Source organism: Serratia myotis (assembly GCF_027474885.1).
Taxonomy (GTDB): domain Bacteria; phylum Pseudomonadota; class Gammaproteobacteria; order Enterobacterales; family Enterobacteriaceae; genus Serratia; species Serratia proteamaculans.
In genome coordinates, this window is record NZ_CP099707.1 from 4347743 (window position 1) to 4368546 (window position 20804).

At 53.5% G+C, this 20804-nt stretch carries 20 protein-coding genes, 2 tRNA genes and 1 rRNA gene; 8 read left to right on the top strand and 15 right to left on the bottom strand.

Translation table 11 applies throughout. The annotated features are described in order from the left end of the window. Positions 1-5: 5 nt before the first annotated feature. The 4 genes from NHG65_RS20505 to gmhB all read right to left on the bottom strand — a co-directional run bounded on the left by NHG65_RS20505 (position 6) and on the right by gmhB (position 2914). Positions 6-81: transfer RNA gene (locus NHG65_RS20505), tRNA-Ala, on the bottom strand. Between the two features lie 125 nt (positions 82-206). Then, positions 207-283, bottom strand: a tRNA-Ile gene (locus NHG65_RS20510). Positions 284-385: 102 nt separating this feature from the next. Beyond that, positions 386-1928: ribosomal RNA gene (locus tag NHG65_RS20515) — 16S ribosomal RNA — on the bottom strand. A 422-nt stretch (positions 1929-2350) separates the two neighbouring features. After that, complete coding sequence (gene gmhB, locus NHG65_RS20520) at positions 2351-2914, bottom strand: D-glycero-beta-D-manno-heptose 1,7-bisphosphate 7-phosphatase (RefSeq protein ID WP_085118871.1); 564 nt, start codon at positions 2912-2914, stop codon at positions 2351-2353. Between the two features lie 187 nt (positions 2915-3101). Between gmhB and metN the strand changes: the two genes are divergently transcribed. From metN to proS, 6 genes are all read left to right on the top strand, one after another. Next, positions 3102-4133, top strand: coding sequence for a methionine ABC transporter ATP-binding protein MetN (gene metN, locus NHG65_RS20525; RefSeq protein ID WP_112347204.1), 1032 nt, complete (start codon positions 3102-3104; stop codon positions 4131-4133). Next, a complete protein-coding gene (locus NHG65_RS20530; protein WP_012146460.1) occupies positions 4126-4779 on the top strand; it encodes a methionine ABC transporter permease MetI in 654 nt (217 codons plus the stop codon). The genes metN and NHG65_RS20530 overlap by 8 nt, the downstream gene beginning before the upstream one ends. A 60-nt stretch (positions 4780-4839) precedes the next feature. Further along, positions 4840-5655, top strand: a complete 816-nt coding sequence (locus NHG65_RS20535) for a MetQ/NlpA family lipoprotein (RefSeq protein ID WP_283603794.1) — start codon at positions 4840-4842, stop codon at positions 5653-5655. A gap of 120 nt (positions 5656-5775) precedes the next feature. Continuing rightward, positions 5776-6180, top strand: a complete 405-nt coding sequence (gene rcsF, locus NHG65_RS20540) for an envelope stress sensor lipoprotein RcsF (protein WP_085118874.1) — start codon at positions 5776-5778, stop codon at positions 6178-6180. Next, entirely contained in the window at positions 6177-6884 is a 708-nt protein-coding gene (gene tsaA, locus NHG65_RS20545; RefSeq protein ID WP_261428258.1) for a tRNA (N6-threonylcarbamoyladenosine(37)-N6)-methyltransferase TrmO, read from the top strand. Before rcsF ends, tsaA begins: the two co-directional genes overlap by 4 nt. Positions 6885-7007: 123 nt before the next feature. Continuing rightward, positions 7008-8726 (top strand): proline--tRNA ligase, encoded by a 1719-nt coding sequence (gene proS / locus NHG65_RS20550; RefSeq protein ID WP_499182610.1) that lies wholly within the window; start codon positions 7008-7010, stop codon positions 8724-8726. A 51-nt stretch (positions 8727-8777) separates the two neighbouring features. Here proS and nlpE read toward each other — a convergent pair whose 3' ends face one another. From nlpE to NHG65_RS20565, 3 genes are read right to left on the bottom strand one after another with little or no spacing between them, the layout of a single operon-like run. Beyond that, entirely contained in the window at positions 8778-9461 is a 684-nt protein-coding gene (nlpE, locus tag NHG65_RS20555; RefSeq protein WP_207979351.1) for an envelope stress response activation lipoprotein NlpE, read from the bottom strand. A gap of 29 nt (positions 9462-9490) precedes the next feature. Next, positions 9491-9904 carry an alternative ribosome rescue aminoacyl-tRNA hydrolase ArfB gene (gene arfB / locus NHG65_RS20560; protein ID WP_099065026.1) on the bottom strand — a complete coding sequence of 138 codons (414 nt, stop codon included), beginning with the start codon at positions 9902-9904 and terminating at the stop codon, positions 9491-9493. A 3-nt stretch (positions 9905-9907) separates the two neighbouring features. Further along, entirely contained in the window at positions 9908-10456 is a 549-nt protein-coding gene (locus NHG65_RS20565) for a YaeQ family protein (protein ID WP_099065025.1), read from the bottom strand. A 213-nt stretch (positions 10457-10669) separates the two neighbouring features. On the opposite strand from NHG65_RS20565, the gene NHG65_RS20570 reads away from it, so the two are divergent. After that, positions 10670-10870: a YaeP family protein gene (locus NHG65_RS20570; protein WP_012146467.1), complete on the top strand. Its 201-nt coding sequence runs from the start codon at positions 10670-10672 to the stop codon at positions 10868-10870. Further along, positions 10863-11120, top strand: a complete 258-nt coding sequence (rof, locus tag NHG65_RS20575) for a Rho-binding antiterminator (RefSeq protein ID WP_368040125.1) — start codon at positions 10863-10865, stop codon at positions 11118-11120. Before NHG65_RS20570 ends, rof begins: the two co-directional genes overlap by 8 nt. Before the next feature lie 87 nt (positions 11121-11207). On the opposite strand, the gene NHG65_RS20580 is transcribed toward rof, so the two are convergent. The 8 genes from NHG65_RS20580 to NHG65_RS20615 all read right to left on the bottom strand — a co-directional run bounded on the left by NHG65_RS20580 (position 11208) and on the right by NHG65_RS20615 (position 20758). After that, entirely contained in the window at positions 11208-11525 is a 318-nt protein-coding gene (locus tag NHG65_RS20580) for a c-type cytochrome (RefSeq protein WP_181575030.1), read from the bottom strand. 17 nt (positions 11526-11542) lie between these two features. After that, the gene (gene tilS, locus NHG65_RS20585; protein ID WP_499182611.1) at positions 11543-12853 is read right to left on the bottom strand and encodes a tRNA lysidine(34) synthetase TilS; all 1311 of its coding nucleotides are present in this window, start codon (positions 12851-12853) and stop codon (positions 11543-11545) included. Positions 12854-12909: 56 nt separating this feature from the next. Further along, positions 12910-14358, bottom strand: coding sequence for a dipeptide permease DtpD (gene dtpD / locus NHG65_RS20590; RefSeq protein WP_413503219.1), 1449 nt, complete (start codon positions 14356-14358; stop codon positions 12910-12912). A 66-nt stretch (positions 14359-14424) separates the two neighbouring features. Next, on the bottom strand, positions 14425-16566 hold the full coding sequence (gene cadA / locus NHG65_RS20595) for a lysine decarboxylase CadA (RefSeq protein WP_099065021.1): 2142 nt from the start codon (positions 16564-16566) through the stop codon (positions 14425-14427). Between the two features lie 91 nt (positions 16567-16657). Next, positions 16658-18007 carry a cadaverine/lysine antiporter gene (gene cadB, locus NHG65_RS20600; protein WP_099065020.1) on the bottom strand — a complete coding sequence of 450 codons (1350 nt, stop codon included), beginning with the start codon at positions 18005-18007 and terminating at the stop codon, positions 16658-16660. Positions 18008-18366: 359 nt separating this feature from the next. Beyond that, complete coding sequence (gene cadC / locus NHG65_RS20605) at positions 18367-19923, bottom strand: lysine decarboxylation/transport transcriptional activator CadC (RefSeq protein WP_112347213.1); 1557 nt, start codon at positions 19921-19923, stop codon at positions 18367-18369. Between the two features lie 88 nt (positions 19924-20011). Beyond that, entirely contained in the window at positions 20012-20401 is a 390-nt protein-coding gene (locus NHG65_RS20610) for a VOC family protein (RefSeq protein ID WP_413479108.1), read from the bottom strand. A 123-nt stretch (positions 20402-20524) separates the two neighbouring features. Beyond that, positions 20525-20758, bottom strand: a complete 234-nt coding sequence (locus NHG65_RS20615) for a glutaredoxin family protein (RefSeq protein ID WP_012146476.1) — start codon at positions 20756-20758, stop codon at positions 20525-20527. Between the last annotated feature and the right edge of the window lie 46 nt (positions 20759-20804).

Sequence of the window (20804 nt, forward strand, 5' to 3'; positions counted from 1 at the left end):
TGATATGGTGGAGCTAAGCGGGATCGAACCGCTGACCTCCTGCGTGCAAGGCAGGCGCTCTCCCAGCTGAGCTATAGCCCCATATCAGAAAAGCATTTTTCTACACCCTGTCTACTACCTTCGCCAATTCGCTTCTAGTCAAAGCGAAGTCCTGCGACGTTTACTCACGTAAACAACCAGGGCGACAACGCAGGATAGGAGGGAATTGGTGGGTCTGAGTGGACTTGAACCACCGACCTCACCCTTATCAGGGGTGCGCTCTAACCACCTGAGCTACAGACCCGACAAGGTGCTTTAAGGCTTAACCGGGAAGATTAAACCTTATGCTCTCTTTCATTTCATCAGACAATCTGTGTGAGCACTACACGCAATCAATATCATTAGGTAAGGAGGTGATCCAACCGCAGGTTCCCCTACGGTTACCTTGTTACGACTTCACCCCAGTCATGAATCACAAAGTGGTAAGCGCCCTCCCGAAGGTTAAGCTACCTACTTCTTTTGCAACCCACTCCCATGGTGTGACGGGCGGTGTGTACAAGGCCCGGGAACGTATTCACCGTAGCATTCTGATCTACGATTACTAGCGATTCCGACTTCACGGAGTCGAGTTGCAGACTCCGATCCGGACTACGACGTACTTTATGAGGTCCGCTGGCTCTCGCGAGTTCGCTTCTCTTTGTATACGCCATTGTAGCACGTGTGTAGCCCTACTCGTAAGGGCCATGATGACTTGACGTCATCCCCACCTTCCTCCGGTTTATCACCGGCAGTCTCCTTTGAGTTCCCACCATGACGTGCTGGCAACAAAGGATAAGGGTTGCGCTCGTTGCGGGACTTAACCCAACATTTCACAACACGAGCTGACGACAGCCATGCAGCACCTGTCTCACAGTTCCCGAAGGCACTAAGGCATCTCTGCCGAATTCTGTGGATGTCAAGAGTAGGTAAGGTTCTTCGCGTTGCATCGAATTAAACCACATGCTCCACCGCTTGTGCGGGCCCCCGTCAATTCATTTGAGTTTTAACCTTGCGGCCGTACTCCCCAGGCGGTCGACTTAACGCGTTAGCTCCGGAAGCCACGCCTCAAGGGCACAACCTCCAAGTCGACATCGTTTACAGCGTGGACTACCAGGGTATCTAATCCTGTTTGCTCCCCACGCTTTCGCACCTGAGCGTCAGTCTTTGTCCAGGGGGCCGCCTTCGCCACCGGTATTCCTCCAGATCTCTACGCATTTCACCGCTACACCTGGAATTCTACCCCCCTCTACAAGACTCTAGCTTGCCAGTTTCAAATGCAGTTCCCACGTTAAGCGCGGGGATTTCACATCTGACTTAACAAACCGCCTGCGTGCGCTTTACGCCCAGTAATTCCGATTAACGCTTGCACCCTCCGTATTACCGCGGCTGCTGGCACGGAGTTAGCCGGTGCTTCTTCTGCGAGTAACGTCAATGCAATGTGCTATTAACACACTACCCTTCCTCCTCGCTGAAAGTGCTTTACAACCCGAAGGCCTTCTTCACACACGCGGCATGGCTGCATCAGGCTTGCGCCCATTGTGCAATATTCCCCACTGCTGCCTCCCGTAGGAGTCTGGACCGTGTCTCAGTTCCAGTGTGGCTGGTCATCCTCTCAGACCAGCTAGGGATCGTCGCCTAGGTGAGCCATTACCCCACCTACTAGCTAATCCCATCTGGGCACATCTGATGGCGTGAGGCCCGAAGGTCCCCCACTTTGGTCCGAAGACGTTATGCGGTATTAGCTACCGTTTCCAGTAGTTATCCCCCTCCATCAGGCAGTTTCCCAGACATTACTCACCCGTCCGCCGCTCGTCACCCAGAGAGCAAGCTCTCCTGTGCTACCGCTCGACTTGCATGTGTTAGGCCTGCCGCCAGCGTTCAATCTGAGCCATGATCAAACTCTTCAATTAAAAGCTTGATTTGCTTCAACTCGTGAAGCGATGCTCGAAAATAACTTTCGTAATAGTCGTTCTGTTGGACAAGCCAACGAAACAACGTATTGCTTGGTCACTCTTCAAGACTTGATATTTTTTCGAACCCGAAGGTTCTGGATATCGTCTTGTGGAGTGCCCACACAGATTGTCTGATAAATTGTTAAAGAGCAGTGAGTTAGCCGCCGTAGCTTGCTATCTCGAGGTGGCGTATATTACGCTTTCCTCTTTCAGAGTCAACCCCTAAATTTCAGGATTTTTTCTCTTCGAACCCCGGAGACTTTGTGAAGTTGTTCACATGTTCCGTGTCGATGGAGGCGCATTATAGGGAGCTGGTTCAGAATGACAAGGGTTTATATTCACTTTTTATCTGACAGCTCACTATTCATGCATAACGTCTACTAAACCCGCTTTTTGATGGCTTCCGGCAGGTCTGCCAGGCTGTTTAACACCCAATCCGCCAGTTTCTCACCTTGTTCAGTGACCGGTTTGCCGGTACGCACCAGCACTTTGGTCCCGACGCCTGCTGCGATTGCTGCCTGCATATCTTCCGGTTTGTCGCCAACCATATAAGAAGCAGCCATATCAATGTTCAATTCCTGCTGCGCCTGCAATAACATGCCCGGTTGAGGTTTACGGCAGTCACATACCTGACGGAACTCTTCTATTACTGCTTCTGGGTGATGCGGACAGAAATAGATGCCATCCAGGTCAACATCACGATCGGCCAGCGACCAGTCCATCCACTCGGTCAGGTACATAAATTGGTCTTCGCTGAACTTGCCGCGTGCGATGCCGGACTGGTTGGTCACCAAGACCAGAGCAAAGCCCATCTTTTTAAGTTCACGACAGGCGTCAATCACGCCATCAATAAAGTGGAAATTATCGATTTCATGGACGTAGCCATGGTCAACATTAATCGTGCCATCACGATCGAGGAAAATTGCTGGAACGCTTTGTGTCACCGGTTTGCTCCTGAGGGCCTGAAAACGCGGACAGTATCGCATGTTTTACCCAGTGCTGAGAACGGCAGAGAACCGCGTTGATCGTTGACTTAGACGTCTAGACGCCTTAACATCTGATCCATACCTTGGTCCACGCCAAGGTTTACTTTTATCTAGCCACGGGCAACCACGCTAAAATAAGAAGAATATGATTAAACTTTCTAACATCACCAAAGTGTTCCAGCAGGGTTCGCGCACCATTACCGCGCTCTCTGACGTGACTCTTCACGTCCCTGCCGGGCAAATTTATGGCGTTATCGGTGCATCAGGTGCCGGTAAGAGTACGCTGATCCGCTGCGCCAATATGCTTGAGCGCCCAACCTCCGGCCAGGTGCTGGTTGATGGACAGGATCTGACTTCGCTGTCTGAAGGCGAACTGACGCGCGCTCGCCGTCAGATCGGCATGATTTTCCAGCACTTTAACCTGTTATCCTCCCGCACGGTGTTTGGCAACGTTTCATTGCCGCTGGAGCTGGACAGCACTCCACGCGCTGAAATCAAAAAACGCGTAACCGAATTGCTGGAGTTGGTCGGGCTGTCAGATAAACATGACGCCTACCCGGCCAACCTGTCGGGCGGCCAGAAGCAGCGCGTGGCAATTGCCCGTGCTCTGGCAAGCCAACCCAAAGTTTTGTTGTGTGATGAAGCCACCAGCGCGCTGGACCCGGCCACCACCCGTTCAATTCTGGAACTGCTGAAAGACATTAACCGTCGTCTCGGCCTGACCATCCTGTTGATCACCCATGAAATGGACGTGGTTAAACGAATCTGTGATCAGGTTGCGGTTATCAGTCAGGGTCAATTAATTGAGAAAGACAGCGTCAGCGAGGTGTTCTCGCATCCGAAAACCCCGCTGGCCCAACAGTTTATTCAGGCCACGCTGCATTTGGATATCCCGGATGACTACGCCAAGCGCCTGGCACCGGAACGCAGTGGCGGCCGTCAGCCTCTGCTGCGTCTGGAGTTCACCGGCCAATCCGTTGATGCACCGCTGTTGTCAGAAGCCGCCCGTCGCTTCAACGTTAACAACAACATTATCAGTGCGCAGATGGATTATGCCGGCGGTGTTAAATTCGGCGTGATGCTGGCAGAGCTGCACGGCAGTGATGAAGACGCGCTGGCAACGATTAAATTCCTGCAGGAAAATCAGGTAAAAGTAGAGGTTCTGGGTTATGTCTGAGGCAATGATGTGGTTAATGGCACGTGGCGTGTGGGAAACCGTCATGATGACCTTTGTCTCCGGCTTCTTCGGTTTCGTGCTTGGCCTGCCGGTTGGCGTGCTGTTGTATGTGACCCGTCCCGGGCAAATCGCCGCCAACAACACGCTATATAGAACGCTGTCCGGCCTGGTGAACGTTTTCCGTTCCATTCCGTTCATTATTCTGCTGGTGTGGATGATTCCATTTACTCGTTTGATCGTCGGTACCTCGATCGGTCTGCAGGCAGCTATCGTTCCGCTGACCGTGGGCGCGGCACCCTTTATTGCCCGTATGGTCGAGAACGCCTTGCTGGAGATCCCATCCGGTCTGGTAGAAGCTGCCCGTGCGATGGGAGCGACGCCAATGCAAATCATCAAGAAGGTGCTGCTGCCGGAAGCCCTGCCGGGCCTGGTTAACGCCGCTACCATTACCTTGATCACTTTGGTGGGTTATTCCGCCATGGGGGGCGCAGTAGGCGCAGGCGGTCTGGGACAGATTGGCTATCAGTACGGTTATATCGGTTATAACGCCACAGTAATGAATACCGTATTAGTATTACTGGTGGTGCTGGTCTATTTGATTCAGTTCTTCGGTGACCGGATCGTCAAGGCCGTCACCCATAAATAACTTTTACAGCAACTGCGCTTACACAGCGTATTTCAAATGCGAGTCTAATGAGGAAGGGATATGTCGTTAAAATTTAAATCCATCGCGGCAATCGGCGCACTGATCGGTACTCTGGCTCTGGCAGGCTGCGGTCAGGAAGAAAAAGATCCGAACCATATCAAAATCGGCGTGATTGTCGGTGCTGAACAGCAGGTCGCTGAAATCGCGCAAAAAGTGGCGAAAGAGAAATACGGCCTGGACGTCGAACTGGTGACCTTCAATGACTACGTGCTGCCAAACGAAGCGCTGAGCAAAGGGGATATCGATCTGAACGCCTTCCAGCACAAACCCTACCTGGATCAGCAGATCAAGGATCGCGGTTACAAGCTGGTGTCGGTCGGTAACAGCTTCGTTTACCCGATTGCCGGTTACTCCAAGAAAATCAAATCGCTGGACGAGCTGAAAGACGGTTCTCAGGTTGCCCTGCCTAACGACCCAACCAACCTGGGCCGTTCCCTGCTGCTGCTGCAGAAGGTTAACCTGATCAAGCTGAAAGACGGTGTTGGCCTGCTGCCAACCGTGCTGGACGTGACTGAAAACCCGAAAAACCTGAAGCTGGTCGAGCTGGAAGCCCCACAACTGCCACGCTCACTGGACGATCAACAAATCGCCCTGGCAGTAATCAACACCACTTACGCCAGCCAGATTGGCCTGACGCCAGCGAAAGACGGTCTGTTTGTTGAAGATAAAGACTCACCGTACGTTAACCTGCTGGTTGCCCGCGAAGACAACAAAGACGCGGAAAACGTGAAGAAATTCGTTCAGGCTTACCAGTCTGACGAAGTGAACGAAGCAGCCAACAAGATCTTTAACGGTGGTGCAGTTAAAGGCTGGTAATCATTAATTACCGAATTTATTCCTATAATTGCAGGACGGGCTACGGCCCGTCTTGTTATTTCCACCATAGATTGCTTCAATAGCGCCACTTACCTATTCCATCAAGGCAGAGGAATCTCAATGCGTGCTTTACCTCTCTGTTTGTTAGCGCTTGCGCTGGCAGGGTGTTCGTCGCAGCGTTTTGCGCCCCCGTCAACAAACAGCACCAGCAAACCGGTAACAACCACTCCAACGAAAACCACGCCAGCAGCACGTCCGGCCCCGGTTAAACTGTACAAAAGTGCAGAAGAATTAGTGGGTAAACCATTCCGCGATCTGGGTGAAGTCTCTGGCGAATCCTGCCAGACAACGGTACAGGATTCACCGCCGAATCTGGCGACCGCCCGTAAGCGTATGCAAATCCGCGCCTCTTATATGAAGGCTAATGCCGTGCTGTTGCATGACTGCCAGATTGTCAGCGGTGTTGCCGGCTGTTACCAACAGGCTATTTGCCAGGGTTCAGCGCTTAACGTTTCGTCCAAATGACCGAATTTGTTTTCAATCAGATCGGTACCATCCGTTCACCGTATAAAGAAAAGTTCGCCGTTCCCCGCCAACCGGGATTAGTCGAAGACGGTGGCGGTGAGTTAGTGCTGCTGCCGCCCTATAATCAGGCGGAAGCGGTACGCGGCCTCAGCGAATTCAGCCATCTGTGGGTGATGTTTATTTTCCATCAAACCATGGAGGGCGGCTGGCGGCCTACCGTCCGGCCACCCCGCCTCGGCGGTAATGCCCGGATGGGAGTATTTGCTACCCGCTCGACCTTCCGCCCCAATCCGCTCGGCATGTCGCTGATCGAATTAAAAGGCGTACGTGTGCAGGGCAGCGAAGTAGTGCTGGAGTTGGGCAGTCTCGATCTGGTTGACGGCACGCCGGTGGTGGATATCAAACCCTATCTGCCGTTTGCCGAAAGCCAGCCGCAGGCCCGAGCCGGGTTTGCTCAGGCAGCGCCCGCCGGGGATATGCCGGTATGCTTTGCCCCAGAGGCGGAACAACAGCTGCAGCAACATCAACAGCGTTATCCGCACCTGCGGCGGTTTATCAGCCAGGTGCTGGCTCAGGATCCGCGTCCCGCCTACCGCAAGGGGCAATCAGCGGAACGGGATTATGCCGTCTGGCTACTGGATTTCAACGTGCGTTGGCGAGTGGTGGATCAACAAACCGAGGTGCTGTCTCTCGACCTGCGTTAAAATTCCACCGTCTCTCTTTTGACAACCCGCTCGCACTGGTAAACTAAATTACTTTCGAAAATTTTGGCTGCCCTACTACTGGCAGCCGGTTGCAATTTGCAGTTCTAACGGAACCAAAACACCATGCGTACTAGCCAATATCTGCTCTCCACTCTGAAGGAGACACCTGCCGATGCCGAAGTGATCAGCCACCAACTGATGCTGCGCGCCGGGATGATTCGCAAGCTGGCCTCCGGTCTTTATACCTGGCTGCCAACCGGCCTGCGAGTTCTGAAAAAGGTTGAAAATATCGTTCGCGAAGAAATGAACAATGCTAACGCGATCGAAGTTTGCATGCCGGTGGTACAGCCTGCCGATTTGTGGCAGGAAAGCGGCCGTTGGGAACAGTACGGCCCTGAGTTGCTGCGTTTTGTTGATCGCGGCGATCGTCCCTTCGTGCTGGGTCCAACCCACGAAGAAGTGATCACCGACCTGATCCGTAACGAGATCAGCTCTTACAAGCAGCTGCCGCTGAACTTCTTCCAGATTCAGACCAAGTTCCGTGATGAAGTGCGCCCACGTTTCGGCGTTATGCGCTCGCGTGAATTCCTGATGAAGGACGCCTACTCGTTCCATACCTCACAGGAATCTCTGCAGGCAACCTACGAAGCAATGTACGAAGCCTACAGCAAAATCTTCAGCCGTATGGGTCTGGACTTCCGTCCGGTGCATGCCGATACCGGTTCGATCGGCGGTAGCGCATCACACGAGTTCCAGGTGCTGGCCGACAGCGGTGAAGACGATATCGTGTTTTCCACCGGCTCCGACTTTGCCGCCAATATCGAACTGGCAGAAGCGGTTGCCCCGGCCGAACCTCGCGCTGCAGCCAGTGAAGAACTGCGCATTGTGGATACGCCGAATGCCAAAACCATCGCCGAGCTGGTAGAGCAATTCCAACTGCCGGTGACAAAAACCGTCAAGACATTGCTGGTACGGGCCAAAGAAGACAGCGGCCACAAGCTGGTTGCTCTGCTGGTGCGTGGCGATCACGAACTGAATGAAATCAAGGCCGAGAAGCTGCCGCAGGTTGCTGCTCCGATAGTCTTTGCCACCGAAGAAGAGATCCGCGCCATCGTGGGTGCAGGCCCTGGCTCACTCGGCCCGGTCAATTTGCAGGTTCCCGTGGTTGCCGATCGCAGCGTAGCGGCGATGAGTGATTTTGGTGCTGGTGCCAACATCGACGGTAAACACTACTTCGGCATTAACTGGGAGCGCGATCTGCCGCTGCCACAGATTGCCGATATCCGTAACGTCGTAGAAGGCGACGCCAGCCCGGATGGTAAAGGCACGCTGCTGATCAAGCGCGGTATCGAAGTGGGTCATATCTTCCAGCTCGGCACCAAATACTCCGAAGCGATGAAAGCTACCGTACAGGGCGAAGACGGCCGTAATCAGGTGCTGACCATGGGCTGCTACGGTATCGGGGTCACCCGCGTAGTCGCTGCCGCCATCGAGCAGAACCATGACGAACGTGGCATCATCTGGCCGGACGCTATTGCGCCGTTCCAGGTGGCGATTCTGCCAATGAACATGCACAAATCCTTCCGCGTGCAAGCGCTGGCAGAAGAGTTGTACAACACGCTGCGTTCCCACGGTATCGACGTGATCCTCGATGACCGTAAAGAGCGCCCAGGCGTGATGTTCGCGGATATGGAACTGATTGGCGTACCGCATTCTATCGTGATCGGCGATCGTAACCTCGACAGCGAAGAGATTGAGTACAAGAACCGCCGTGTCGGCGAGAAGCGAATGATTAAAACCGGCGAAGTCATTGATTTCCTGCTGGGACAGATCAAGCGCTAATCCGCTATTGCAGAAACTAAAAACCCGCCTAGGCGGGTTTTTTTATGGTGATTATTTGCTATCGCAATTTTTACTGCGGTCGAAGGCGATTTTTCCGTCCGGCACCAGTGCCTTCTCGGTAAGCCCCTCTTCCATTGACGGCTGAACGCTAAAGTGGCCATTCAGGGTCAGGAACACCGGTTCACCCGGCGTTTTGTACGCCTTGGCATAACCCTGCTCCAGCGCAATAGTATTGTCGACCGGGAAAGTCTTACCGGTGGCGCAGTCTTTAAACACCGCCGCATCCGCCATGTAGGTGTAGCTGCCTTTCAGCGACATCGGCGTTTTGGGCAAGGCTTTTTCTACCGGATCAAGGCGGTAATTTAGCTGCGACTCAATCGGCATGCCGGTTTGATCAAGCATTTCCAAACTTTTACCTACCGGACGGAAATAGCGCTTATCACCACGGCTGTCGGTCAGCACCAGCTTATCGGCGGTACGCGCCCATTTGCCGTAGTCAGCAAAGGTTTGATCGCCGTCTTTGGTGCCGCGATAGGTTTCCTGCAGCACGAAAGTGCCGTCTTTATCCAGGAACAGATTGGTATCCAGACCACCGCAGTCAGCACAAGGCAGCACGCCCTGATAACTTTGCTGCATCGCCTGAAGAGGTTGTTCTTTCGGCTGGTAGTGGTTATTACATCCCAGTAACGAAAGTGCCCCTGCCGCTAAAAACAGGGCCAGTGTAATTTTTTTCACAGTTATTCTCCTACTGTGTTCATGTGTCCTTAACTACGGATCTTGCCGCGCAGCGCTTTAGTCGCGCCTTTGCGTACCTTGCCTTCCAGACGACGTAATTTTGCCCCTTTAGTGGGCTTGGTCGCCTTGCGTGTTTTTTCCACCACCATCGCCTGCTGGATCAACGTAACCAGTCTGGCCAGCGCCGCCTCGCGGTTTAATTCCTGGCTGCGATATTCCTGCGCTTTGATAATCACTACACCATCGGCGGTAATTAAATGATTATTCAGGGCCAGCAGCCTTTCCTTATAATACTCTGGCAGGCTGGATGCCCGGATGTCAAAGCGCAAATGGATAGCCGTTGAGGTTTTGTTCACGTGCTGGCCACCCGCGCCCTGCGCGCGGATCGCCGTCAATTCCACTTCGTTATCCGGTATGGCTACGTTTCTTGACAGTTCAAGCACCGGTCACACCTGTGCCTGTTGCCATTCGGCAAACTGGATTTCCAGACTATTCTGAGCGTCAGAAAGCCAGATAGTTCCCTCTTGCAGCGTGGCCTGCAGCGTCATATTGCGGCTGACCAGCGCCGCCAGCTTGCCTAATTGTTCATCATCCAGAAAACGGATGCTTAGGTTTTTGTGGTTTGCCACTTTGCTCTGCATCGATTGCCACCACACGTGGCCCGCGCGTTCGCCGTAAGCGTACAGCACCACGCGCGGTGACTGGTTGCAGGCTTTCTTGATGCGTTTCTCATCCGGCAGGCCCATTTCGATCCACATTTCCAGCCCGTTATGATCGTTACGTCGCCAGATTTCCGGCTCATCATCGGCGCTCAGGCCTTTGGTAAACACCAGACGCTCATCGGCATGGCAGATCCAGGCCAGCAGACGCAGCATCATGCGCTGTTCAGTTTCAGAAGGATGTTGGGCCAGAGTGAGCGTGGCGTCGTGGTAGAAGTGACGGTCCATATCAGCGATATTGACCGTGGCTTTATAAATAGTAGCTTTCAGCGCCATGGGTGACCTCATTATTATCAGGCGACAGTGTACTAGATTTGGCCCAACCGCGGCCAGCACGGCCGGGCAAAGCCCGGTGCGAAAGCCGCGCTGAGGTGCTAATAACTCCACAATAGCTGTGCTATAGTCGTCTAGGATAGAGTCAAGCTCCGAGTGCCTGCGCCTCATCGCTATAGGGCTTCGATGACGCAGAGGTTCTTAAGGGAGGAAACTGTGCAACAATACTGTGAGTTAGTACGCCGTTTTTACGCCGAGATCGGCAGTGGTGATCTCGGCTACGTGCCTGATGCGTTAGCATGTGTATTAAAGGCATTGGACGAAGTTGCTGCGAATAGCACGCTACCGTCCTCCGTTAGGGAACAGGCGGCCTTTGCCGCCGCTAACTTATTGGTGAGCGACTATGTTGATGAATGATGAGTACCAATCCATCAATTGCGATGACTATGAAAGCCTGGAACTCGCCTGTCAGCATAACTACATTCTGAAGCTGGAGTTACGCGACGGAGAAAAATTCGAAGGCAAAGCCACCGAGCTGAAGTTTACCAAGGGCGTTGAGTACCTGATTATCGATCGGGCCGGCGACGCTCTCAGCTTGCGTCTGGATCACATCCTCAGTTTCAGTCATCCGGAAATCGGTACCGTGGTCGTCAGCCTGTCTGATTGATTTAGCGGTAACGCCATCCCAACAGGGCAGCCCAACGGCTGCCCTCGTCATTTGTAGCTTCAGGCTGGCCTAGGGTTTGAGGCTGGCCTAGGGTTTAAGACTGGCATAGTAGGCCGCCAGATCGGCAATATCCTCATCAGACAGCGCGGAAACGTAGGCTTTCATCACTTCCGCCTGCCCCCCGTTACGCTCGCCTTTCTTGTACGCCTGCAACGCATGCTCCAGATACATGGCATTTTGCCCTGCCAGATTTGGGTACATGGGCATTGAAACCTTCCCTTCCGCCCCGTGACAGGCCATACAACTGGCGGATTTATCCTTGCCAGCAGCCGCATCGCCCGCCGCCATCGCCGGCAAACTGCACAACCCCAACATCACTACCATTGCGCTCACAAATTTCATCATGGTTCCTCAGTCTATTATTATTTTTTACGCCAATGCAGCCGCCAGGGTTGCTGCCCTTCGGGCACTTGTCCGGCCTCGCTGACAAAAACCCCCAACGCAGCGATAAGCTGGTCATCATAATAGATCAACGGGATACGCTCACGCTGCCACGGAGGAATACCCAACTCCTGCCACAGTTTTTTGATCGGTCGCGAATGCGTGCGCCCAAGAATGCGGTGTTTGCCATGAGCGGTAAAACGAATGCTGACTTTTTGCTGGGGTTGCGGCGCGCACAGGCAAATATCGCCCTCTCCACTGACCAATTCACCCAATCCATCCGGCAGTGTCAGCGGGCCGTTCAATGACCAGCTTAGCCAGATATCATGCAGATCCGCCATCAGTGGCAGCAGAGACAGGCGTCGGCGGAAACGGCGGATCTGATATTGCCCCAGTTGTAATTGCGGTTCGGCATCAGCGCGACTAAGCGCCACTTCGTCCCATAGCCGTTGCAACTGCTCGCGTGAGGGCATGGTAACGCCAAATAACGCGATCCAACGGCGCAACAAAGCAAAACGCCGGGCTGGCGAACACGTCAGTAACCCATCAATCGCCAGCGTACGGTCTTCGTCGAGCAACAAGTGCAGTTGCTCTGCCAGCAGCTCATCCAGTAATTGCTCCTGCTCGGCACACAGGCTGGCGCTACGCGCCGTCGCAGCGGCAAAGTGCGGCCAGCGCTGGTTGAGTAACGGCAATATCTGCAGGCGCAGAAAATTGCGGTCGAAGCGCGAGTCCTGATTACTGTCGTCGTCAATCCAGCTGAGCTGATGCTGCTGCGCGTAGGCTTCCAACTGCTGGCGAGAGTGACCCAGCAGTGGGCGCAGCAAGCTATTCTCCCCCAGCGCCGTCTGTACAGCCATTGCCGACAGGCCCGCCGGCCCGCTGCCACGTTTTAGTGCCAGCAGGAAGGTTTCACATTGGTCGTCAAGGTGTTGTGCGGTAAGCAAGACTTCATCGGCCGCCAGCGTAGAGGCGAAAGCAGAATAGCGTGCCGCCCGGGCTGCGGCTTCTATCCCCCCGTGCTGGCTATCAACCTGCACGTGCTGAACCACCAAGGGTAGCTGCCAGGCGGCGCATTGTTGCTGGCAGTACGCCACCCACTGGTCGGCAAAAGCACTCAGACCGTGATGCACGTGTACTGCACGAAGCTGCAAGTCTGGCAATTGCTGGCGTAACCCCACCAGCAGGTGCAACAGCACGCTGGAATCCAGCCCGCCACTGAATGCCACCAGCAAGTGCCGGTGTGCGCCCAATTGGCGGGCAAGCTGTGCAGATAATTGATTGCTATTCATTGATTAGGCTTAATGACGTCCAGATAGCTGCACGTTAACCCCCGTCCTACCATCAATCAAGCATTAACCGCACGGATATGACGACCGGCCAGCAACCACCACATGGCCAACACTGCGACCACTGCCGCCGTGCATCCCAATGCCCACCAACCAATTTGTGCAAACAGGTGGACATAGGCCTGCGCCGTCGCTCCCGTAGCCGGGTCTTCAGCGGTTTGACCAGCGATAATGCCGGCCAGGTAATTGGCTATCGAGCCGGTGGTCAGCATATAAATACCGGTCAGCACCCCGGTAGCGCCGGGGATATTCAGCCGGGTGATTTGTGCCATGGCGACCGGATCGATAAACAGTTCGGCAAGCCCCATCACCGACAGCCCGGCGATCATCAGGCTCATTGACCCTTGGCCGTAACGGGCGTTAAGCGCCATCAGGGTAAAACCGACGCCAATCAGCAGCAAACCAAAGGCAAACTTTCCCCAAATACGCAGGGTGCGACTGCCATTGCCGTTACCCCGTACCAACCAGGCCAGCATCACACCGCCAAACATCACGGCAAAAGCGTTAACCGACTGGAACAATGCAGTCGGCACCGTCCAGGAAAACCATTGGCGGTCGACAAAGCGATCGATAAACAGACTGATCGAACTGCCCCCCTGCTGGGCAAAGGCCCAAAACAAGGTGCCCAACAGCATCAACATCACTATCTGCCACAACCCACGGCGCTGCACCGTTGTGGCCCGGGCCATAATACGTATCACCATCACTACCGCAGCAGCACACACCAGCATCAGCAATTGGCCGGCCAGATCGTAAATGAACAGCGCAGTGAAGAACAGCGGTGCCAATAACAGCAGGGCACTTAGCCATACCCAGTTCGGTACCCGCAGCGTGGTAACGCACATCTGCGCCCGATCTACGCCGCGCGTATGGCTGAAATGACGGCTGCCGAACAAGAAGATCGTCAACCCGGCCAGCATGCCGATCCCCGCCAGCGCAAAGCCGACGTGCCAGCCGTAGCGTTCGGCCGCCAGCCCACAGGCAATGGGTGCCAGGATCGAGCCGACATTACCGGCGGCATACAGCAGTGAAAAGCCACCTTCACGGCGCGTGTCCTGCGGTTGATACAACTCGCCCAGCAGGCAACTGATATTGGATTTAAACAGGCCGTAGCCACAGATGATGATCGACAGTGCCAGGTAGAGTGAATGCGTCGAGACGGCGCTCAGACCGAGCACGATATGGCCCAACGTCATCAGTACCGCTCCGGCAATGACCGCGACGCGATTACCCAGCAGGCGATCGGCAAGCAGGCCGCCGAGGATCGGTGTGACGTAGACCAGGGAAGCGTAGGCGCTATAGAGGCTAATGGCGCGGCTATCGGAATAACCAAGTTGGTGGGTAAGATAGAGAATAAGTAACGCACGCATGCCGTAAAAGCTGAAATATTCCCAAATTTGTATTGCTACGACATAGTAGATTGCGCGCGGCTGTGAGGGTGTTTTCATGGTTTTCTCCCATCAGTCGGTGAACGACAAAAGGGGAGGCGCAAGCGCCTCCCCCTGTGATTTCACTTATTTATCGTTTTTCAACACCTTCACGGTGTAACGTCCATCCGCCTGGCGATAAGCACCATGGATATCCGTTTCGAAGCCTGGATAATGCGCGCCGATTTCGCACAGCATTTGCAGGAATTCCAGCACCGGACGGCTTTCCTCGGTGAGCATTTCACCCGGCATCACCAAAGGAACACCCGGAGGATATGGCAGGATCATGTTGGCATTCACTTTGCCCACCATGTCTTCCAAATAAACCTCTTCCACTTCGCCGTGCAGCTCTTTCTGGAAGGCTTTGAACGGGTTCATCACCATCGCCGGCAGCACTTCAAAAGCACGGTACATCAGGTCTGGCAGGTTATGGTGTTTCACCAGATTGTGAATGTTCTGGGCCAGTTCCTGGATGCGCATGTTTTCATAAAACTCTGGTGCCTCTTTGTACAGCGAAGGCAGCATGTTTTTCACCCGCAGGTTCAGATCGAACGAGCGTTTAAAGTCAGTCAGACCGCGCAGCAGGCTGAGAGCTTTGGTTTTGTCGATGCCGATGCTGAACAGGAACAACAGGTTATACGGGCCGGTTTTTTCAACAATGATGCCGTGCTCATCAAGGTATTTAGCAACCAGACTGGCCGGGATACCAAACGACTCCATTTCGCCGTCTTTGCTCATCCCAGGAGTCAGCATGGTGACCTTGATTGGGTCAAGGTACATATGCTCGTTATCAATACCTTTGAAACCATGCCAGGCGCTGTCGGAACGCAGCGGCCAACATTCCGCTTCATCAATGTGCTCTGGCTGCCAAACGTCAAAGAACCAGCCTTCAGACTCGACGTTCAGACGTTTGATTTCTTTACGGAACTTAATAGCACGTTCAATCGAACCGTTAATCAGACGCTTACCGGCATTGCCTTTCATCATTGCCGCTGCGGTTTCGGTAGAAGCCACGATGCCGTAGTGCGGTGAAGTGGTGGTGTGCATCATGTAGGCTTCATTGAAGGTTTCTTCGTTGATGTCGCCTTTCACGTGGATCATCGAAGCCTGAGAGAATGCCGCCAGCAGTTTATGGGTGGATTGGGTTTCATAAATCACCTTCCCTTCCACGCGGCCACCGCTCATACCGCATTTGCCTTTATAAATCGGGTGGAAATTGGTGTAAGGCACCCAGGCAGAGTCAAAGTGGATGGATTTCACATCCAGCGTGCTCTTGATAAAATCGGTGTTATACAGCAGACCGTCGTAGGTCGAGTTGGTGATTACCGCATGTACCGGCCAGGTCGCGTTAGGCGTCTCTTTCACGCGTTTAGCGATAGTGGCGCGAGCAAACTCGCTCTGTGGAATACCACCGAGGATGCCGTAAGCATTACGGGTCGGGCGGAAATAGATCGGCGTAATGTCGCTCATCATCATCAGATGGGTCAGCGATTTATGGCAGTTACGGTCAATCAGCACGGTGCTGCCGGCAGGTGCAGAGTACATACCGACAATTTTGTTGGCGGTAGAAGTCCCGTTCGTCACCATATAGCTGCGTTCAGCGTTGAAGACGCGAGCAATATACTCTTCAGCTTCTTTGTGCGGGCCGGAGTGATCCAGCAGTGAACCCAATTCGGAAACCGAAATGGAAACGTCGGATTTCATCGCGTTCGGGCCAAAGAAATCATAGAACAGGCTGCCGACCGGGCTTTTCTGGAAGGCGGTACCGCCCATATGACCCGGAGTACAGAAGGTGTATTTACCTTCACGCACGTATTTGAACAGCGCTTTGGTCAGCGGTGGCAGGATGGTGTCAACGTACTCATCGGTGTTTTGTTTGATCTTGTCGGCAATGTCGTTGGCCGCACCGAGCGCATATTCAAAGAAACGCACCTGCATACGCAGATCGTTCAGGCTGACGTCCAGCGTTGAATAGGTGTTGGCAAAGGCATACAGCGGCATGTACTCATTCAATTCGCTGATTTCTTGGCACAGCTCAAGGTTGTATTTATCCCAGTCAAAGATCACCCCGCACAGACGGGCATTATTCTCGATCAGTTTGAGCAGGTCTTCGCGATCGTTAGGGTAGACAATGCGGAAGTTCAGTTTTTCCAACGCGTTGTGCAGTTCGCGGATGGGCTCTTCTTTGAAGTAGACACCCATGTGGTTCATGATAGCAATAACGTTCATAATCATTTCTCCAGGTAATGCGAGCCCCTTGCCATCACGGATGACAACAGTTGTTGCAAGGGGCTGAATTAAGAAGTGGGTCAGTGCGTGCTTAGTGCGCTTTGGCCGTCGAGCTGTTGTCGATGGCTACAGCATTGGCTTTAGCTGTCTGACGGGTATTCATTTTGCGGGCGTAGAACATCAGGATGATCAGGCTGATGATGAAGGTGCCGGCCAGTTCGAACGATTCGGCCCCCATCAGTGCGATGAAGCAGAAGCCACAACCCAGAACCGATGCCACCAGGCTCAGCAGGTTACGGATATTGACGCCTTCAAAGCGGATCAGGTCTACGCAAGAGTAGAAGTAAGGCAACATGGTCAGCAGCACCGCAATACCGGTCAACATCCCGAATAGATCGGAAGCTTTACCACCACCGGAGCTCATGGCAGTAATCAGCACCATCAGCGCGGTCATTTTGCAGCTGGCCAACAGCAGGCCTTTTCTAGGAATGCCGTTCTTATCCAGTTCGCCGTACACTTTCGGGAAGTTACCGTCGTTGGCGGCACGGACCCCAGCCTGGCCAACCAGCATCATCCAAGAACCGAGTGAAGTCAGGCAGGCAAAGGCGGTGAAGGCAGAGACCAGAGGCGCGGCCCAGTTACCCATAATGGCAGAGGCACTGACGGCAAACGGTGCACCGCTGGCAGCCATTTGGCTAGCCGGGAACATACCGCTCATCACCTGAGTGGCCGCAATGTAGATAATCCCGGCCAGCGCGGTACCCAGCATGGTTGCCAGCGGTACGGTGCGTTTCGGGTTTTTCACCATGCCAGTGCTCACGGCGGCAGACTCTACGCCGATGAACGCCCACAGACACAGCAGAATACTTTTGATTACCGCATGGCTGTCGGTGGTACCGGAAGTGTTCCAGTTAGCGTGATAAGTTGCAGCGTCGAACCAATGCCAGCCGGCAGTCGCGGTCACAATCACCGGGATCAGCACCAACACCAGGCCGAGGGTGGTCAAACGGCTGACCCAGGTCCCGCCGAGCAGGTTAATAAAGGTGAACACCCACAAGATGGCGATACAGGCGATACCTGCCGGCACCGGATTGTTCAGCTCTGGGAAAAAGGTAGAGAGATAAGAAACTGCGGTAATGCCGATGGCCAAATTACCGATCCAGTTCGCATGGTAATAAAGCACGCCGGTCTGGAAACCGAATGCCGGGGAGATTTCACCGGCGTAAGCAATAGGGCCGCCCTGCTGTGGGTTTTTGGTGGCCAGACGCGCATAAACATAAGCCAGCGACATCGCACCAATAATGGAGATTACCCATCCCCAAATAGCGATAGAACCGAGACTTGCCAGGTTCGCGGGTAATAAGGCAATGCCGCTCCCCATCATATTACCGGCAACGACACCGGTGCAGGCAATAAGCCCTATTTTCTTGGATGAAGCCATGGTCAGTTTCTCCTGATTTTGATTTCTTATAAGTCTTGGTCGTTATGCAATTTTGCTAATGACCGGACTTGATAGTCAGGATGCTAATCATCGGCGGGAATAAAGTCCTAAAGATAAAGTGATATTACGCTCATGATCATACAAATGATAAATTGAGGTTTTTCATTAACAAATCAAGAGATAAACAGATGGTCAAGAAAAGATAAACATTCAATAAAAACAACAAAATAGACATGTTAATTGCAATAACAAATTAGAATTCAAGAGGGTAATTCATCAACGCGCGGGGTTATTTGACTTAACAAATAAAACACAATAAATAACACCGCCGAGCAATGATATCGCCCGGCGGTGTGAGATTATTGAGACTCTTTGTCTGGGTTGTAGTTTTCGAGGTAGGGAACTACGGTGTTAACTGAGGTATGGAAGACGGCATTGCGGATCCAATGCAAAGTATTCTCACCCGGGCGTAGATTAAATGCGGTGATATAGGAGTCTGCAGCCAGACGATTATGACCCTGCATCTCATAAACCTTGCCGAGTAACACATAATTCATCCATGACATCTGCAGCTCGATACCCTTATTTATCGCCTGATACGCCTCATCGGTTTTCCCCTCCCCCAGCGCCTGTATCGTACGAATTTGCTGAATAATGGGGCTGTCTTTTAATGCCGGCAGCGCATCCAGGCGGGCGATCTCCGTCTCCAGTTGCGTCAGTTGCACGCTGTCAAAAGGTTGATAAGAGTTACGCAGCAAGTCCGCCAGCGCTTTTTCCGCCGCAACATAAATAAAGTCTGGAGAGCTTTTGGCCATCTCACCCAACAGGTTGCTGGCATGGGTCAGGGAATCGATATCCCCCTGGATCAGCAGCTGATGTGCCTGATAATACTGTTGCAGGGCTGGGCCGGAGTTGGGCAACAGCTGCATCAGGCGCTGCTGCAGGGGTGCCGGCCACGGCTGATTAAGTGCAACAGACAGACTGCTCAGGAAGTCTTCCTGGATTTTTAGCTGGTTGTCCGTGGTCACAAAGTAACGCTTGTCCAGCATGATCGAGCTGTCCGCATTGTCCACCAGCCGCACCGACAGGAAGCATTGTTGCGCGCGATAATGGCGCTGGTTGACGAACTCTATGGTCAGTGATTTACCCGAACTGCTGGGCCCGGTGTAGTTATAGTTGGTTTGATCGTGCACCAGGAAGGTGGAATAGGTATTCAGCGAATCCGTCACCACTTCGCTCAGGCCGACGACATAGGAAAGTTGCGGCGTCCAGTTACTGCAACTGTTGCCACCCTGAATGCGGATATCAATATCACGCGGGTTCATCAGTACCGGCATCGTGGATTCCGGTATGCGCTGTGACAAAGTGGCTATCGCCACAAACACCACGCAGGCACTCAACGCGGTCAGGAAAGCCAACCAGACCCAGAACGGTGATTGACGGTAAAAAGGAACCGTCGATTTTGCCGCCGATTTTTTTGCCACGCTGGGTTTAGGCGGCTCATAATCTATGCCGTCGTCTTCACTGCCATCTTCCGGCTCATGAGTAATGACCGCCACCCGTGGCACCGCAGGCATCGTCGCCTCTTCCCCTTCACACCACATTACCGGGGCGGCCAGCTTATAGCCGCGTTTGGGCACGGTAATAATGTATTCCGGGCTGTTACTGTCCCCGTCTTTCAAGTATTTGCGCAGTTCGGAAATACTCTGGGTCACCACATGATTGGTGACAATGTTGCGCTTCCAAACGTTGTCGATCAGCTCATCGCGACTCAACACCACATCCGGATGTCGGGCGAAATATTGCAGCATATCGATTAAGCGGGGTTCCAACGCCAGTTGGCGCCCGTCACGGCTTATTTTGTTGTCTGCGGGAGTAACCAACCACTCACCAACGCGAAAAACAGGTTCTTGCATAGTGAAAATAACTCAAAAGGGGGTACGGCAAGCGCGGGATAATACCATATGAGGGCGTGGCCTGCGTCGATACGCCCCGATTAAGCATTCATACCTCATATAATTCTAGAGGTAATCCATCAGGATCGCTGAAAAAAGTGAAGCGTGACTGGGTATAAGGATCGACACGTACCGGTTCACAAACCACCCCGGCAACCTGCAAGTGCTCGATGGCCTGCTCGATATCGTCGACGCTGAATGCCAGATGGCGCAGGCCACAGGCTTCTGGGCGGCTGACGCGGGCGGGCGGCGACGGGAATGAAAACAGTTCGATACTGTATTGACCATTGAGCGCCAAATCCGCCTTCCAGGAATCACGCTCTTCACGATAGAACTCATCCAGCAGGGTGAAGCCCAGAATATCGCAGTAAAAATGCTTACTGGCAGCATAATCTGAACCAATGACGGCGATGTGATGTACCTGACGTAGTGCCAACATGGTGATGCCTCATGATCGGTTTGATGAGGCACGGTATCCGGCGACGCGGGCAACGTCAACGGCAAAAAGCCCCGCAGCATAAGGCGGGGCTATCATTCAGCTATCTATAATGCCACGGACAGATCAGGCTTTAAGGTCAGCCAACGCTGCACCGTAGTTGATGTGCAGCACCTGCCCATCCACCACCAGCGCCGGCACGCTCTGTACTCCTGCTTTTTCTGCTTCGGCGATGCGCGCCGGTTTTTCACCCAGATGCACCACGTCCACCTGCACATCCTGGCTCAACAGACCCAACAACTGCTGCTCTGCGCTGACGCAAACCGGGCAACCGGCATGATAGAAAACGGCCTTAGTCATGATAATTCTCCTTGGTTCTGACTGTTGGGGGCGAAATATGCTCACC